The organism is Flavobacterium zhairuonense (assembly GCF_004352915.1).
Lineage (GTDB): Bacteria > Bacteroidota > Bacteroidia > Flavobacteriales > Flavobacteriaceae > Flavobacterium > Flavobacterium zhairuonense.
This window is the reverse complement of the sequence record NZ_SJSY01000068.1, coordinates 118,276-133,169: the sequence shown is the minus strand read 5'-3', so window position 1 is coordinate 133,169 and position 14,894 is coordinate 118,276. Positions and strand designations below refer to the sequence as shown.

Below are 14,894 nucleotides of genomic sequence, written 5' to 3'. Positions count from 1 at the left end.
GCCAATAAAAAACGTTTTTAAACCATATAAGTCATATAAGTAATTATAAGCTAGCTGTTTTCATAATCTGTTTTTTATTTCAAAATCATATAAGCTTTAGTAAATAAAAAATCGCTTACATCATTTACTAAAATGAACTTATATTACTTATATGGTTAAAATTTCCATTTCGTTTTCTAGAATTTTTCTTAAGAAATGATTGAAATTTATTTTGAATCCAATCGTTATCTTATTACTTTTACCAATCAAATCAATTTTATTATGTCACAAACCGTACTATCTCTTAAAGAAGTCACTATATATCAAGAAGGAAGAAAAATTATATCTCATATTAATTTAGATGTTCAACATGGTGAATTTATCTACATCATTGGAAAAACAGGTTCTGGAAAAAGTAGTTTCTTAAAAACTTTATATGCAGATTTGCCTTTAACTGAAGGTGAAGGCCACATTGTAGAATTTGATTTGGCAACTTTAAAAGAAAATGATATTCCGTATTTGAGACGTAAAATTGGGATTGTGTTTCAGGATTTCAAATTGCTTCCAGACCGCTCTGTAAAAGACAATATGATTTTTGTTTTGAAAGCAACTGGGTGGACAGAAAAAGAAGCAATGGAGCATAAAATCGATGAAGTTTTGAATAAAGTTGGAATGAAAGATTTCTTGAACAAAATGCCTCACCAGCTTTCTGGAGGTGAACAACAGCGTGTTGCGATTGCAAGAGCTTTGCTTAACGATCCAGAATTTATCCTTGCTGATGAACCTACAGGAAACCTTGATCCTCAAACAAGTTCTGAGGTTTTAGAAGTTTTAAAAAACATCAATGCTAATGGCAAAACGGTTATCATGGCGACGCACGATTATGCTTTATTGATGAAATTCCCATCAAAAACATTGAAATGCGAAGATGAAAGAATCTTCGAAGTAGTGCAAAGAAGCGTGTAATGCTTTCTATTTTAATTCCGGTTTTTAATTATAATGTTTTACCACTCGTTAACGAACTCGTAAAGCAATGCAATTCGTGCGGAATTACTTTTGAAATTCTTTGCCAGGACGATGCATCCAATTCAATAGAAAACATTCAAAACCAAGAAATTAATTCTTTTCCTAATGTTTCATTTTTTACAAATGAAACTAATTTAGGAAGAGGAAAAAATATCAATTCGTTATCAAAAAAAGCAAAACATGATTGGTTGTTGATTTTAGATTGCGATACTTTTCCCACTCAAAAAGATTTTATCAAAAAATATATTGATTTGATTTCAAATTCGGCAGAAAAGATCTTTTTTGGCGGGATTCTTTATGAAGAAAAAAAGCCTGAAAAAGAACAGCTTTTGCGTTGGATTTATGGGCAAAAACGAGAAACCACATCGATTTTAACTTCTAATTTATTCATTAAGAAAGATGTTTTTCTTCAGTTTCCATTTGATGAATCGATAACTAAATATGGTTATGAAGATTTGTGTTTTTTCTCTCTTTTGAAGAAGAATCAGTTTAAAGTTTCCCGTATTGAAAACCCAACTTTTCATTTGAATTTAGAGACGTCTGAAGTATTTTTGAAAAAGACTAAAACGGCTTTAGAGAACTTAGTTTTTCTTTATAATTCGAATAAAATTTCAAAAGCAGACAGTAAAATCATTAAAGCTTTTGAATTTCTTAAAAGCTTAAAATTAACTGGTCTTTTGAAATTTATTTTCGACAAGAATAAAAATAAAATCGAACAAAATTTAATTTCGGAAAGTCCTTCATTATTCTTTTTTGATATTTACAAATTAGGATATTTTTGTGTTCTAAAAGCTCCAGAGGAGCGTAATATTTATAGAAACAATTAAATCATGTGAGAAGAGCTCCAGCGGAGCGAAATTATTTTTTTTTCTATAAATATTTCATCCCGCTGGGATTAAGCTTTTATTAAGCTTTCCAGAAACAACTTCCACTGACCCATTATTTTCTCAACCGAAAAATTCACTGCAGTTTGTTTGGCATTTTTACCCAATTTTATTCTTATATCCTCACATTCTATCAAAATAGAAAGCTTATTCACATATTTTTCAAAATCATGGTTCGGAATTAAAAAACCATTTTCTTCATTTTTGATTAGCGATCTCGGCCCTGTCGGGCAATCAAAGGCGATACATGGCAAACCAAAGGACATTGCTTCCAACAAAACCATCGGAAAACCTTCTGATCTTGAAGTCATTGTGTAGATTGAAGATTCGAGATATTTATCTTCAATATTTCTGACAAAGCCGGAAACAAAAACAGTTGATGCAATTCCTAAATCAGAAACTTTACTGTTGAGGCAATCAAAATCATCTGTATAAATATTTAAAATCCAATCTGGATGTTTTTTTGTAACTTCTTTCCAAATATGCAATAACTTATCTAGTCCCTTTTCATAAGAATTCCGGGCTATCGCAATCACTTTTTTATGCTTTAAATCAGAGTAAATTTCAGTTTGAACCCAGGAAGGATTTGAAATTATAATTCCATTTTTAACATCCCATTCTTTCAAATTTGCTTTAGACAAAGCCACAACTTTATTATACTTTTTGATCCCAAAATCTTTAAATCGATATTTTATTTTTGAAATAAACTTCGATAAAAAATCAGATTTCAACGGATTTTCTTCAATAAACTTAGAACCATGAGATTCAAAAACAATCGGGCTTTTTGTCTTTATCCAAAAAGGAAAAATAAAAGCTTTCAAACCATTATCGGCAACTAAAATTATGTTTGGTCTGATTTCCTGAATAGCGCAATTTATTTGATTTTTATAGGATTGCAAAAACCGAAAAGCATTTCCTTCTAAGATTATATTGTGGAAAACAACTTTAGAATTGAAGTCATAAAAAGGCAATTCATTTTCTTCATTTTGAGATAAAATATGAACTTCATAATTGAAATGTTCAACAAAATAATTCGCCTTAATCGACAAGACACGCGAAACTCCGCCGGCATTTTTTATTTTGGGAACAATATAAAGAAGCTTCATTTTTTAGATTTCAGAAAAGTTTCATAATTCCGAATATAATCCGTTTCTTCAAAAACATCTGATGCCAAAACAAGACAAACTGAACCTGAAGAAAAATTCTCCAATTCGCGCCAAATTCCTTTTGGCAAATGCAAGCCAATATTTGGCTTGTTCAGCAAATAGCTTTTTTTGTCTTTTCCATCGTTTACAATTACTTCAAAACTGCCACTCAAAGCAATCAAAACTTCATGTTGCTCAATGTGTGAATGTCCGCCACGAAAAGCAGTACTCGGAACATCAAAAAGATAATAAACGCGTTTGAATTCAAAAGGCAAAACGTCATTTTGAATAAAAGCCAAATTACCGCTCAAGTCTTCGACAACGGGAATTTTCAATAATTTTATGTCATGAATTGTCGTCATATTTTATGCTTCCTGCAACAAATTTAGCCATTGCTGTCCAATTTTTTCCAATAAAAATGGATCGATACTATTCTGCGAATTTTGCTTGCATTTTTGATATAAATCTTCATTAGAAATCAATAAATTTAAAGCTTCAGTCATTTTTTCCCAATTCTGGTTTTCAACTAAAATACCATTTTCAAAATTAACAATCATATCTCTCGGTCCAAAATCGCAATCAAAAGAAACAACAGGAATTTCACAAGCCAAAGCTTCTAAAATCACATTTGGGAAACCTTCATTTTTACTGCACAAAACTAAAAATTTAGCTTTGCTTAAATATTTAAAAGGATTATTTTGATAACCTAAAAGATGCACGAAATCTTGAATTTGATGATCTGAAATTGCTTTTTGAAGTTTTGATTCGTCGCCATTTCCAAGAATTACCAAATGGATTTGTTTTTCTTTCAAATCAGACTTAGCATAACTCGAAATCAATTGATCAAACTGTTTTATCCCGTTTTCATATTGTCCAATTCCAATTATATAATCAAATTCAATATCTATTTTTTCAATTTGCTTTTTCACAATTTCTTCCAAATAAACGGGATTATGAATTGTGACCACGTTTTGCAATTTATGTTTTGTCTCAATCAGCGTTTTCATTTCATCTGTAAGCGCGACATTGGCAAAACAATGATTGTACATTAATCGTGTCAGCCATGAATTATTAGGCATATAATGATCAATCAAAAAACTATGAACGGTAAAAATTGTCTTGGTATTATAGATAAATCGGGCTAAAATAAGCTCCTGAATAACTTTTGTTCGAAAACGAAAATCAATTATAAAATCAAAATCATTTTGGTTTAAATAAGAATTTAGGGCCTTTAAACGTTTAATTTTATTAAAAATTCCATTTGATTTATTCTTCATCAAACCCAAATTAACCAATTTCCCCAAATACGGAAAACTTACTTCATCCAAAACAATAATAATATCGACTTCAAAACCTTTATGCTGAAAAAAGATTGACAAATTTGCCATTACTTTATCACTTCCGCCTCCGCTCAAACGGTAGCCAATTAAAGCAATTTTCTTTTTTTTGTGAGTCGATATCATTCTTGATTTCTTATTTTCGTATCAAATATAACTCTTTAAAATAAAATAAGATTTAGAACCATTAAGGCATTAAGTTGCATAAAGCTTTTGGCTTAATTTTCTTAACGGAGAAAATTAAGCTTATGTTTAACTTAATTTCCTTAATATCTTAATGATAAAAGAAAAAATATGCAGAATAATTCATTAGTGACTATTATTTGCTTGTGCTACAATCACGAAAAATTTGTTGTGGAGAGTTTATTATCTGCTCTAAATCAAGATCATTCAGCTATTGAAATTATTATTGTTGATGATTTTAGCACTGATAATTCCAGAAATGTCATTAAAAAATTCCTTGTCGATTATCCTCAAATTCAGTTTATTGAAAATGAGATAAATGTGGGAAGTACAAAATCTTTTAATAAAGCATTGAAACTTGCCAAAGGCGATTTTATAATTGATTTGGCCTGCGATGATGTTTTGTTCCAAAATTGCGTTTCATTACAACTGAATACTTTTGCTGAAAGTAAATTTAAAAACTTGGGCGTAGTTTATGGAAACGCCGAATTAATTACCGAAAACGGAGCATTTGATTCCTATTATTTTCCGATTAATTCAAGCAAAAGAGTGATCGAAAATAGAAAAACCGGCGATATTTATTTAAGCGTAATTTCAGGTGGAAACAGCATTTGCTCTGTTTCTTCGATGGTTAAAAAATCTGTTTTTGATGATTTAAATGGTTATGATGAAAATCTGGCGTATGAAGATTTAGACCTTTGGATTCGTGCTTCTCGCAAATACGAATTTGATTTTATTGATGAAATTTTGATCAAAAAACGAATTTCTGACAACTCTTTAGGAACTCATTTCTTTATTAAAAACGATGAACGATCCAGAAAAATAAATTATTCTACGTATTTGATTGTCAAAAAAGCAATTCAATTAAACCGGACAAAAGAAGAACATCAAGCGATTTTGAAAAGAATGCATTTTGAAATGATCTTGGCTTTTAAGACTTCTAATTTTAAGTTGTTTTTTAAATATATTATACTGGAAATAAAACAACGGCTCCGAATTGTTTTTATTAATTGATATTTAGTAAACAGCTCCAGAGGAGCAAAATATTTATAGCTAGGAATTTACACGAATCAAAAAGCTCCAGAGGAGCGACATAGCTCACCAAATATGTCACTCCGATGGGATTTTAACACAATAATCTTATATTTTTCTATAAATATATCGTCCCGCTGGGACTTAATTAAATAGTCAAAAAATCGTCTAATAGTTCTTTTTCTCCTTCCCAATCTCTTGAAATATTTTCACGAATAAGCTTGGCAGGAATACCACCAATTAAAATGTTATTTCCCCAGGAAGTATAATCTTTATTACAAAAACTATTTGTTGCAATAGTACAGAAATCAGGCGTTTGGGTGTTTTTCATTATCGAAATTCGGCTTCCGCTAAAATTGTAATTTCCAATAAAAATTGGTCCTGTTTTCTGTTGTTTTTCTCTAGTAACCGTGTCAATCATATCATGAAAATTAGTATCAATAATTTGGCTTTCAGCGCCTAAACGAACATAATTTCCTAAAACAACTTTTTCAAGACAAATTAATTTGGCGTTTGAAGCCATTGAAGACATGTTCCCTAATTCGCAGACCGCATTTTCGCCAACAAAAAGAAAATAATCTTTTCCGAATTGAAATTTTCCTTTAAAAATTAGTTTTCCCTGAATATTGATTTCTGCAATTCCACGATGAACCGTATTCAATTCATAAGGCTGACCAAAACCGATCATTCCTCTTTTTATATTTCCCTCAATTTGAATTTCTCCAGAAATGGAAGTTAATTTTACTCTTTTATAAAAGAAAACCGGAAGCTTTTTTGCAATTTCAAAAGGAAACTTCTTGAAATTAAAATACAGTGTTTTGGTCCAATTTACTGAATAGTAAAACCGGAATTTGTGATAAAATGAGCGACATTTTCTATACGTATTCTTAATCATTTTCATCTTTTTTTCGCTGAACAAATGACGTAAATATTTCGCTTAAATTCATCTTTTTATTGATTTCGAATAAACTAAATCCGAAAGACAATAAAATCATAACGGCATACAAACCATATTTTAAAATCGGGACTTCGATAAATTGCAATAAAAATGAAACGGTACACATCATAAAATAGATAAAATATAGCATGTAAAAATGCTTCTCAAAATAAAAATTGTAACGGTTTTTGGTAATGATTTTTAATCCGATAAAATGACATAAAAAGTAAAGGCAGAAACTAATTCCCAAACCTTGCAAACCATAAAAATAATACCCTGCAATATTCATTAATAAAGACAAAGTATTGAAACCAATAGCGGTTTTAATAAACATTTTCGAATCGCCTTTTGCAATCAAAATAAATCCCATTGACCAGGAAACGGCGCGAAATAACATCCCGATAATTCCGGCACAAATCATGGGAATAATCGCTTCAAATTTTGAAGTATAAAGGAGTTTTATAATTAACGAACTGAAAGCAATAAACGAAACAATAATAGGTGTAATAATCAAAACCGAAATAAAAGCCTGTTGCTGAACGCTTTCTCTGACTTTATCATTATCTGTATTTATAGAGGCTAATTTTGGGAAATAATCCGTGCTCATAACGGTGAAAACAATCCCGACATAGGAATTCAGCAAGGTAAATCCGGCGTTATAAAATCCGACTTGTTCAAGGCCACCTATTTTTCCAACAAAAATCTGAACTAAATAAGTCGACAAAAGCGTTAAAACACTGCTGATTGTCAACATAAAACCCAATTTCACAATTGCTTTTCCTTCTAATAATAATTCGGAGTTGTGAATTTTCTCCTTTTCTGTTTTTACTTTATTTGAATAATAAAATGAAAAAATAAACGCCGACAATGAAGCAATTATAATAGTTGGAAGAATCGCATCGATTTTCAGAAAATAATACAACGGAATCGAAAAAAGTAGTCCAAATAAATTACCGTATAAATTGGCTTTCGCCAAAAGTCGAAAAGATCGCAACCCTTGCAAAACGGCCAATTGTCCTGATGATAATTGTTTGAAAAAAACGGTTATGGAAAGCACTGCAAAAGCAAATGTCTGACTGGAATCTCCAAAAGTCATTATACTGAGCGCTTTCGAAAAAACAAAAGTCAGAAGCATTCCAAAAATTCCGGTAAAAAAAACAATCTTTTTTACGATTTGAATGGTTTTCGCAACCGTTTTCAAATCTTCATTTTTATAATTTTCGGAGATATTTTTCACCGAACTCGTTTCAATTCCGAAACCTGAAATACTGCTTAAAACTCCTAAAGTCGAGTTCAGCAAAGCGATAATTCCCATTCCGGCCGGACCGATAAAAACAGCAATTAATTTGGTACGAATTATTGAAATTAAAATCGAAAAAAACTGAACACCTCCAAAAAGTGAAGTTGTTTTTAAAATCTGCTGATATGATTTTTTATCTGACACGATTTTTTTAATAGAATTTTCTAAGTTCGATGTAATCGTCATTTAAAACCAATTTCAATTTTTCCTGAAAAGCAGTTTCACCCAATGTGCTTATTTTTCTAAGATACCGAAATATTATCATTTTAAATCAATTTTGTAAAAATCCTGATTGTAAACAGAACAACCTAATTCTTCTTTTTGATTTAAAAGACCTGAATTATAATCTTCGTGATCAGAATTTACAATTCCCATATCAAAGAAATGTTTTCCTTTTCGTTTGTATTTATGGATCAAATTAATGAATAAAAAATCTAAAGCTCTTACTTCTTCCCCTTTTTTTGAAGTCGCGCCGTATTGCGATTTAATCACATTTTCAGTTTCAAAAATCGTAATTCCGGCTATAATTTCATCGTATTGATAAACGGAATATTGTTTAATATTTTTCGGGAATTTTTCTTTTAAAAGAGTTATTTCTTCTTTCGAATGAACTGGTTTTGCATTAAATTTTTCTTCCAATCTTGGTTCTAGAACTTTTTCCCAAAAAGAATGAAACTCATGTTCTTCGACTATATCTAAATCGAGATTTTCAATTCGTCTGAAATGTTTCATTTTACTTTTTGAAATCTTTAACGGCACTTGTAAATTAATCGCCAAATTCATTTCTTTTCTATGCGGAATCGCATTTCTTTTAAATAAAAAAAAGTCTATTTCCTGATTTCCTTTTGAAAAATAAAAATCTGGAATTGGTTTATAATAAAAAGTTTCGATTTTGTTTTCTTTCAAAAAAAATAAAATTTCATCCAAAATCGCTTCTACTTTTTCTACCTTTAGTTTAGATGAAAAAATTAACCCTCCATAAGTAAGACCCTGATGAGAATGAACTGTATTTCCTTGTTTGTTTGCGGGCAAAACTGCTCTTAATTTTTCTTCTTCAAAAATCAAAAGCGAAAAATCTTCAAAACGATCTTTATGATATTCCATAAAATCGCGATGAAATAAAAAAGTAGCGTTCTTAGCCAGAGCGATAAAATCGTTCCAAATATGATAATCGTTTGGGTCGTATTTTTTTACTTTAAATTCCATTTTTAGATTACTTATGATCAAATGCTTTTAAATGCCATTTGTATTTAACCGCCATTAATCGGACTACAATGATAACCAATGAAGTAACCAGATATAAAATATCGTCGTTCAGGTTTAGTTTTCTTAGTCCAAAGAAAATTATTCCTCCTAGAATACAGATTGTAGCGTAAATTTCTTCTCTAAAAACATTCGGAATCTCGTTACATAAAATATCTCTGATAACACCTCCAAAGCAAGCTGTCATGGTTCCCAACGCAATGCAAATTACGGGATGAAGTCCCGTTATAAGTCCTCTTTCTAAACCAATTAAAGTGAAAACCCCAAGACCAATTGTATCAAAAAGAAACAAAGAAGTTCGAAGTTTGTCAAACCTTTTTCTGAAAAGAATAGCCAGAAAATATCCTAAAATAATCACATAAACATATTGTATATCACGCATCCAGCCAACCGGAGTTCGTCCAATTAAGACATCACGGAGCGTTCCTCCTCCTACTGCAGTTACAAACGCAATAATAAAAACCCCAAACGGATCGAGTTTTTTATGCATTGCCGTTAAAGCGCCAGACATGGCAAAAGCCATTGTACCGATAATATCTAATATGTGGAACATTTTTTAAAGTTGCAAAGGTTCAGAGTTGCAAAGGTGCAAAGGTTATCCTTAATTCTTCTTATTTTTTAACACTATTTCTACTTCAGGGTTTATTTTTTTTATTGCTTCAAAAAATCCGTTTTTGTCTTTTGGAGAAATGATGACGGTATCAAATTTATTGTATACAATCTCAAGCCTGTCAAAAGAAAGTGCAGGAGAACTCATTATTGAATTTGTTTCGGAGATTTTTTTTATCTTTTGAGTATAAACTGTTGAATTGATTAAAAAACCGCATTTTATTTTCAACTTTCCTTCTTCGATTGTGTAAAAAGTATTTAAAAACATGTGAACAATAAAAACAATAATAATACCTAAAACTATACTAGCGCCCCAAACTTTATTATAAAGTGCATTTATTAAAGCCCCGCCTAGAACAAGACTTAAAAAAAGAACAAGCCAGATATCAATTTTAGATTTAAATTTTACCATTTTTTGCTTTCTTATTTTTTAACGTAAATTGGACTTCTTTTCAATAAATACTGAACAGATTCCATCCAACTATCTTTAACGGCCAAAAATGGTTTACGCGTTTGAGAGTATATTTTTGACGTATTTTTATACATATCAAAATAAACGGTGTAATAATAATATTGCTGATTATTTGCGGTTGTAGTCGAATAATCATTTGTGGTCACTTTTTTATTATTATCACTCACTTTTGCATTTCCGCTATTGTAAGTGGTTGCTGTTGTAGCGGTTCCAATTGTAAACGAAACTTTTGCAGCGACAATATTATCAACGCCCAATATTTTTTCAAGATCTTCAATCGGGGTCGAATCGATATTGCGGTAATCTATTCCTGCTTTGCTCAATAAACTGTTGGTTGTTCTTAAATCCTGAACGGTCAGCGGTGCAATATTTCCAGATTTATCCAGTAATTTGTTATACATATCGTTTTGAGCAAACTTTGCCATTTCCTCCGAACTTTGCTGTGTATCTGAGTTTAAAAAAGGAACTGGAAGCACTGCAATTGTATTTGGCTTCATTTCGCCCGCAACAATAGTTTGTCCCGAATTATCAGAAACAGAATTTGACGGTGTTACATCAAAAGTTTGGGAGCGTCCGCTGGCAAAATCAATTCGGGCAATTTGCGAAACATCTAGAACTATTAAAAGAGTTTCTCCAGGCAAAGAATATTCAACTGTTTTATCCGATATCTTAGAAATTGTACCCTCAATAATCGTATAATCTCTTTTTATAATTTTATCTAATTTTTTTCCGCCTTGAGCGAAAGAAAAAACACAGACAAAAAACAATAATAATAACGTGGCAGCTTTCTTAATTTTCATGGTATTTACGCTTAGGTTTTCCTACTCTTTGGCTTTTCGGTTACTCCTTTTCTAAATATTAAACTTGTTAAATTTAAAAAATTAAATCCAAAACATAGCCAATCAACTATTTAAAAATTAAGATCTTAGCAACTCAGAAGCTTAGAATCTTTTCTTTACATATTTTGCGTATAGAAATTATAATCTTTCAAAACCACACGAATAAAATCGCTGTTGTTACCCGATTGATTTTTGATTCCGGTAACGCTTTCAATTTTTGCGACCAGTTTTCCAATAATCTCAAAATCATTTTTAGCCGCCGCTTTTTTGAAAGTCTCTTTAATGATTCGCATATCATTATCAGACAATTTAATCACCAAAGGATATGTTGGCACATAAGCCGTTCCGATATCTTCTAAAATCGTATGACTGATATCGATTTTGTTTTTCAGCGTAATAACGGCCGTTCCTGCTGCCATATCGCCAAAACGTTGCGTTTTACTATTTGAAATTGCGGTAATCAATGCTACTAGCCCATAAAATGGTGGAATAAAAAAGTCAACTGTTCCAAAAAACCAGCGAATTAAATAATCGCCAAACCCTGCCTGATAGCCATCAATTTTGACAACTTTTATCTTCACCAATATTTTCCCGATTGATTGTCCTTCAAAAAAACTTTCTAAAGCAAGTGAGTAAAATATAAGCGGAATGCCAAACAATAACACAATAGCTCTTTCTGACCAACTGTCTAAATTATCAACTATACGTCCCAGTTTTAGCCAACTAAAAAAGACAAACCAAACCACAAGAATATAGGCAATTTTAACTCCTAAATCAATAAAATAAGCACCTAGACGCTCTCCTACCGAAGCAGATATAAAATTTATTTTGACATTTTGTGTTGTGTTAATAGATAATTCTGACATATTTTATATTTTAGCCTTCAATGAGAGAAGTTGCCTTCATAAAACAAAATAAAGAAAAATGGCTGGAATTTGAGCTAGCTATTTTTGGTAAAGCTAAAAAAAATCCTGACGAATTAGCTAATTTATACATTCAAATGATGAATGATTTGTCGTATGCACAAACGTATTATCCTAAAAGTAAAACCGTTATTTACTTAAATCACCTTGCATCGCAGATTTACCAAAAAATTTACAAAACCAAGAGAACAGAAAAAAACAGAATTCTCGAGTTTTTTGTAACCGAAGTTCCATTGCAGGTATATCAATACAGACGTTACTTGATTTATGCCTTTACTTTATTTTTTGTTACGGTTGCTATTGGAGTGGTTTCTGCAAAATACGACCCAAATTTTGTTCGTCTTATTCTTGGCGATGATTATGTCAATCAAACTTTGGAAAACATTAAAAAAGGAAATCCAATGGCCGTTTATGGCTCTGGAAGCAATTGGGGAAGTTTTATTTCCATCACAGTAAATAATCTTTTTGTGGGTGCGAAATGCTACTTTTTTGGACTTATTGCAGGAATCGGGACCTTTTACATTAGCATGCAGAATTCAATTATGTTGGGTTCTTTTCAATACTTCTTTTATGAACAAGGAGTTTTCTGGAAAAGTGTAAGAGGAATTTGGATTCACGGCTCGATGGAAATCTTCGGAATTGTAATCGAAACCGCATGTGGGTTTATTTTAGGCGCTTCTATTTTGTTTCCAAAGACATTTTCAAGACTAAATTCGTTTAAAATTGGCTTCAAAAATAGTTTCAAAATCTATTTAAGCACATTTCCCTTTACCATCGCGGCGGGATTTTTAGAAGGTTACATTACGAGATATTCTATTGATATGCCAAATTGGCTAAGCAGTTTTATTATATTATTTACCTTAGGAATAATTTCATTTTATTATTTGGTTTATCCTTTTATCGTCCACAAAAAAACTCAACAATTAGCAGCCTAAATTGACTTAATCGGAAACCATAATGAATAAAATTTTCTTCATTTTACTTTTTGTTTTCAACTGCAGTTTTTCAAATGCACAGGATTCTCTTGTGACTGAAGAACCGCCAAAAATGGCCTCGATAAAATATACCGAAAAAGATATTCAAATCGATTCGGCAACGGTTGAACCTAAAACTTTTGACAAAAAATTCAAAGAGCGATACCAAGGCGAAGACTTTGTTTATGAGGTAAAACCTCCAGAAAAAACACTTTGGGATGATTTTCTGGAATGGCTTGCTCGCCTCTTGAGCAAGATATTTACTTTCAGCGATCATAAATCTTCAGTAAATTTTGTAGCGATACTTTTCAAAACTCTAGCTGGAATACTTGTTGTTGTTGTTATTTTCTTGATTGTAAAAGCTTTAATCAACAAAGAAGGTCAATGGATTTTTGGCAAAAATTCACAAAAAAAGAATATCTATTATTCTGATATAGAAAAAAATATACACCTTTTGGATTTTGAAAAACTGATTGCCGAAAACATTCAATCTGGTGAAAAAAGAATTGCAATTCGATATTATTATTTGTGGCTGCTAAAAGTGATGGCACAAAATAATTACATCGATTGGGATATTGAAAAAACCAATTCGGATTATTTATACGAGATTAAAAGTCCTGCTCATAAAGAAGAATTCACGTATTTATCTTATTTGTACAATTATATTTGGTACGGTGAATTTGAAATTAATGAACCTATTTTCTTGAAAGCCGAAAACCGATTTAAAACAGCTATAAAAACCTTTAACCATGGATAGACCTATAAAAATTTACCTAGGAGTTCTGGTTTTTATTTTTGGCGTCATTTTGTTTGCAGGCAAAAAAGAGCCAAAACCAATTGACTGGCGCCCTACTTTTTCTGTACATGACAAAATTCCTTATGGACTGTTTGTATTTAATCAAGAAATCAACAAAATTTTAAAAAATCAGAAAGTTGAACGAATTTCAACCGTAACGCCTTACGAATATTTAGACTCAAAATACAATCCTGATACTTTAGTTGAAGATTACAGAATAAAAGGTACTTTTATGAATATTGCCAACAACGGCGATATTGACGAGCAATCTGTAAAAGAACTTTTTTACTTTGTGTCGCGCGGGAATAGTGCGTTTTTAAGCATGCGAACTTTTCCAAAAATTTTGTTAGACAGTTTAAAACTGAAAGTTCAAAATGATTTAAAGCCTATTCACAATACTACAATTTGGATGGCAAATCCAAAAGCAAGCAAAAAGAAATACATTTTTAAACAAGCCATTGAAGATTATTTTTCAAAAATTGATACGGCTGAAACTACTGTTTTGGGCTATCAAAGTACGGCAAAAAATGAAAAGCATATCAATTTTATAAAAGTCAATTACAACGGAGGTTCTTTTTATTTGCATACACAACCGGCCGCTTTTACTAATTTTCATTTGCTGAGAGACAATCACTATCAATATGTCGAAAACTTGTTGTCTCAAATTCCAAAAGGAGCTATTTTTTGGTACACAAAAGGGCAAAACAACGAATCGGTTTCAGGTTCGCCGTTGCGCTATATTTTTAGTCAGCCGGCATTAAAATGGGCATATTTGTTTGCAATATTTGGAATACTAATTTTCATTATTTTCAATGCCAAACGAAAACAGCGCATTGTTCCAATACTAAAACCATTGGCAAACTTAACAGTTGATTTTACTAAAACAATCGGGAATTTATATTATCAAGAAGGCGATCACACGAATATCATCGACAAAAAAATCATTTTTTTCCTTGAAAAAATGCGAAACGAATATTTGATTGACACCACAAAGCTTGACGATGATTTTATTAAAAAACTGCAACACAAAACAGGAAAAAACATTGCCGACATTCAAGAGCTTGTCTTTTTGATTAATGAACATCGAAAAAGTTATCATGGAAGTCTTGAAGAAGATTTGATCCGAATTAATAATGCAATCGAAAAAGTTATACATTAGTATTTTTAACCGAAATCCACCACAAAAAAACATACC

General features: G+C 31.2%; 16 protein-coding genes. 6 read left to right on the top strand and 10 right to left on the bottom strand.

Features of this window, described 5'->3' with window-relative positions:
- Positions 1-261: 261 nt before the first annotated feature.
- Together EYY60_RS06475 and EYY60_RS06470 are read left to right on the top strand one after the other, a co-directional pair.
- Complete coding sequence (locus EYY60_RS06475) at positions 262-945, top strand: cell division ATP-binding protein FtsE (protein ID WP_035649442.1); 684 nt, start codon at positions 262-264, stop codon at positions 943-945.
- Positions 945-1,832: a glycosyltransferase family 2 protein gene (locus tag EYY60_RS06470; protein WP_132988570.1), complete on the top strand. Its 888-nt coding sequence runs from the start codon at positions 945-947 to the stop codon at positions 1,830-1,832. The genes EYY60_RS06475 and EYY60_RS06470 overlap by 1 nt, the downstream gene beginning before the upstream one ends.
- Positions 1,833-1,900: 68 nt before the next feature.
- Here the strand turns inward: EYY60_RS06470 and EYY60_RS06465 are convergent, their stop codons facing one another.
- The 3 genes from EYY60_RS06465 to EYY60_RS06455 are packed head-to-tail and all read right to left on the bottom strand — an operon-like array spanning position 1,901 to position 4,497.
- Entirely contained in the window at positions 1,901-2,995 is a 1,095-nt protein-coding gene (locus EYY60_RS06465; RefSeq protein ID WP_132988569.1) for a glycosyltransferase family 4 protein, read from the bottom strand.
- Positions 2,992-3,396: a sugar 3,4-ketoisomerase gene (locus EYY60_RS06460; protein WP_132988568.1), complete on the bottom strand. Its 405-nt coding sequence runs from the start codon at positions 3,394-3,396 to the stop codon at positions 2,992-2,994. The genes EYY60_RS06465 and EYY60_RS06460 overlap by 4 nt, the downstream gene beginning before the upstream one ends.
- A gap of 3 nt (positions 3,397-3,399) precedes the next feature.
- Positions 3,400-4,497, bottom strand: coding sequence for a glycosyltransferase (locus EYY60_RS06455; protein WP_132988567.1), 1,098 nt, complete (start codon positions 4,495-4,497; stop codon positions 3,400-3,402).
- 168 nt (positions 4,498-4,665) lie between these two features.
- Between EYY60_RS06455 and EYY60_RS06450 the strand changes: the two genes are divergently transcribed.
- Entirely contained in the window at positions 4,666-5,568 is a 903-nt protein-coding gene (locus EYY60_RS06450) for a glycosyltransferase (RefSeq protein ID WP_132988566.1), read from the top strand.
- 166 nt (positions 5,569-5,734) lie between these two features.
- On the opposite strand, the gene EYY60_RS06445 is transcribed toward EYY60_RS06450, so the two are convergent.
- The 7 genes from EYY60_RS06445 to EYY60_RS06415 all read right to left on the bottom strand — a co-directional run bounded on the left by EYY60_RS06445 (position 5,735) and on the right by EYY60_RS06415 (position 11,872).
- Positions 5,735-6,481, bottom strand: a complete 747-nt coding sequence (locus EYY60_RS06445) for an acyltransferase (protein ID WP_235832298.1) — start codon at positions 6,479-6,481, stop codon at positions 5,735-5,737.
- The gene (locus tag EYY60_RS06440; protein ID WP_132988565.1) at positions 6,474-8,009 is read right to left on the bottom strand and encodes an O-antigen translocase; all 1,536 of its coding nucleotides are present in this window, start codon (positions 8,007-8,009) and stop codon (positions 6,474-6,476) included. The genes EYY60_RS06445 and EYY60_RS06440 overlap by 8 nt, the downstream gene beginning before the upstream one ends.
- A 75-nt stretch (positions 8,010-8,084) precedes the next feature.
- On the bottom strand, positions 8,085-9,029 hold the full coding sequence (locus EYY60_RS06435) for a FemAB family protein (protein WP_132988564.1): 945 nt from the start codon (positions 9,027-9,029) through the stop codon (positions 8,085-8,087).
- Positions 9,030-9,036: 7 nt separating this feature from the next.
- Positions 9,037-9,639 carry a trimeric intracellular cation channel family protein gene (locus tag EYY60_RS06430; protein ID WP_132988563.1) on the bottom strand — a complete coding sequence of 201 codons (603 nt, stop codon included), beginning with the start codon at positions 9,637-9,639 and terminating at the stop codon, positions 9,037-9,039.
- A gap of 48 nt (positions 9,640-9,687) precedes the next feature.
- Positions 9,688-10,107 carry a PH domain-containing protein gene (locus tag EYY60_RS06425; RefSeq protein ID WP_132988562.1) on the bottom strand — a complete coding sequence of 140 codons (420 nt, stop codon included), beginning with the start codon at positions 10,105-10,107 and terminating at the stop codon, positions 9,688-9,690.
- Positions 10,108-10,118: 11 nt separating this feature from the next.
- Positions 10,119-10,967 (bottom strand): hypothetical protein, encoded by an 849-nt coding sequence (locus EYY60_RS06420; protein WP_132988561.1) that lies wholly within the window; start codon positions 10,965-10,967, stop codon positions 10,119-10,121.
- A 155-nt stretch (positions 10,968-11,122) separates the two neighbouring features.
- Positions 11,123-11,872, bottom strand: coding sequence for an RDD family protein (locus EYY60_RS06415; protein ID WP_132988560.1), 750 nt, complete (start codon positions 11,870-11,872; stop codon positions 11,123-11,125).
- A gap of 20 nt (positions 11,873-11,892) precedes the next feature.
- Here EYY60_RS06415 and EYY60_RS06410 point away from each other — a divergent pair, with 20 nt between their 5' ends.
- From EYY60_RS06410 to EYY60_RS06400, 3 genes are read left to right on the top strand one after another with little or no spacing between them, the layout of a single operon-like run.
- Entirely contained in the window at positions 11,893-12,864 is a 972-nt protein-coding gene (locus tag EYY60_RS06410; RefSeq protein WP_132988559.1) for a stage II sporulation protein M, read from the top strand.
- 22 nt (positions 12,865-12,886) lie between these two features.
- Complete coding sequence (locus EYY60_RS06405; protein ID WP_132988558.1) at positions 12,887-13,660, top strand: DUF4129 domain-containing protein; 774 nt, start codon at positions 12,887-12,889, stop codon at positions 13,658-13,660.
- Entirely contained in the window at positions 13,653-14,858 is a 1,206-nt protein-coding gene (locus tag EYY60_RS06400) for a DUF4350 domain-containing protein (protein WP_132988557.1), read from the top strand. The genes EYY60_RS06405 and EYY60_RS06400 overlap by 8 nt, the downstream gene beginning before the upstream one ends.
- Positions 14,859-14,894 lie beyond the last annotated feature (36 nt).

What these genes read in the sequence shown, in the direction of transcription:
- EYY60_RS06475 (WP_035649442.1), top strand. Translation starts at nt 262, where the DNA reads ATGTCACAAACCGTACTATCTCTTAAAGAAGTCACTATATATCAAGAA.
- EYY60_RS06470 (WP_132988570.1), top strand. Translation starts at nt 945, where the DNA reads ATGCTTTCTATTTTAATTCCGGTTTTTAATTATAATGTTTTACCACTC.
- EYY60_RS06465 (WP_132988569.1), bottom strand. Translation starts at nt 2,995, where the DNA reads ATGAAGCTTCTTTATATTGTTCCCAAAATAAAAAATGCCGGCGGAGTT.
- EYY60_RS06460 (WP_132988568.1), bottom strand. Translation starts at nt 3,396, where the DNA reads ATGACGACAATTCATGACATAAAATTATTGAAAATTCCCGTTGTCGAA.
- EYY60_RS06455 (WP_132988567.1), bottom strand. Translation starts at nt 4,497, where the DNA reads ATGATATCGACTCACAAAAAAAAGAAAATTGCTTTAATTGGCTACCGT.
- EYY60_RS06450 (WP_132988566.1), top strand. Translation starts at nt 4,666, where the DNA reads ATGCAGAATAATTCATTAGTGACTATTATTTGCTTGTGCTACAATCAC.
- EYY60_RS06445 (WP_235832298.1), bottom strand. Translation starts at nt 6,481, where the DNA reads ATGATTAAGAATACGTATAGAAAATGTCGCTCATTTTATCACAAATTC.
- EYY60_RS06440 (WP_132988565.1), bottom strand. Translation starts at nt 8,009, where the DNA reads ATGACGATTACATCGAACTTAGAAAATTCTATTAAAAAAATCGTGTCA.
- EYY60_RS06435 (WP_132988564.1), bottom strand. Translation starts at nt 9,029, where the DNA reads ATGGAATTTAAAGTAAAAAAATACGACCCAAACGATTATCATATTTGG.
- EYY60_RS06430 (WP_132988563.1), bottom strand. Translation starts at nt 9,639, where the DNA reads ATGTTCCACATATTAGATATTATCGGTACAATGGCTTTTGCCATGTCT.
- EYY60_RS06425 (WP_132988562.1), bottom strand. Translation starts at nt 10,107, where the DNA reads ATGGTAAAATTTAAATCTAAAATTGATATCTGGCTTGTTCTTTTTTTA.
- EYY60_RS06420 (WP_132988561.1), bottom strand. Translation starts at nt 10,967, where the DNA reads ATGAAAATTAAGAAAGCTGCCACGTTATTATTATTGTTTTTTGTCTGT.
- EYY60_RS06415 (WP_132988560.1), bottom strand. Translation starts at nt 11,872, where the DNA reads ATGTCAGAATTATCTATTAACACAACACAAAATGTCAAAATAAATTTT.
- EYY60_RS06410 (WP_132988559.1), top strand. Translation starts at nt 11,893, where the DNA reads ATGAGAGAAGTTGCCTTCATAAAACAAAATAAAGAAAAATGGCTGGAA.
- EYY60_RS06405 (WP_132988558.1), top strand. Translation starts at nt 12,887, where the DNA reads ATGAATAAAATTTTCTTCATTTTACTTTTTGTTTTCAACTGCAGTTTT.
- EYY60_RS06400 (WP_132988557.1), top strand. Translation starts at nt 13,653, where the DNA reads ATGGATAGACCTATAAAAATTTACCTAGGAGTTCTGGTTTTTATTTTT.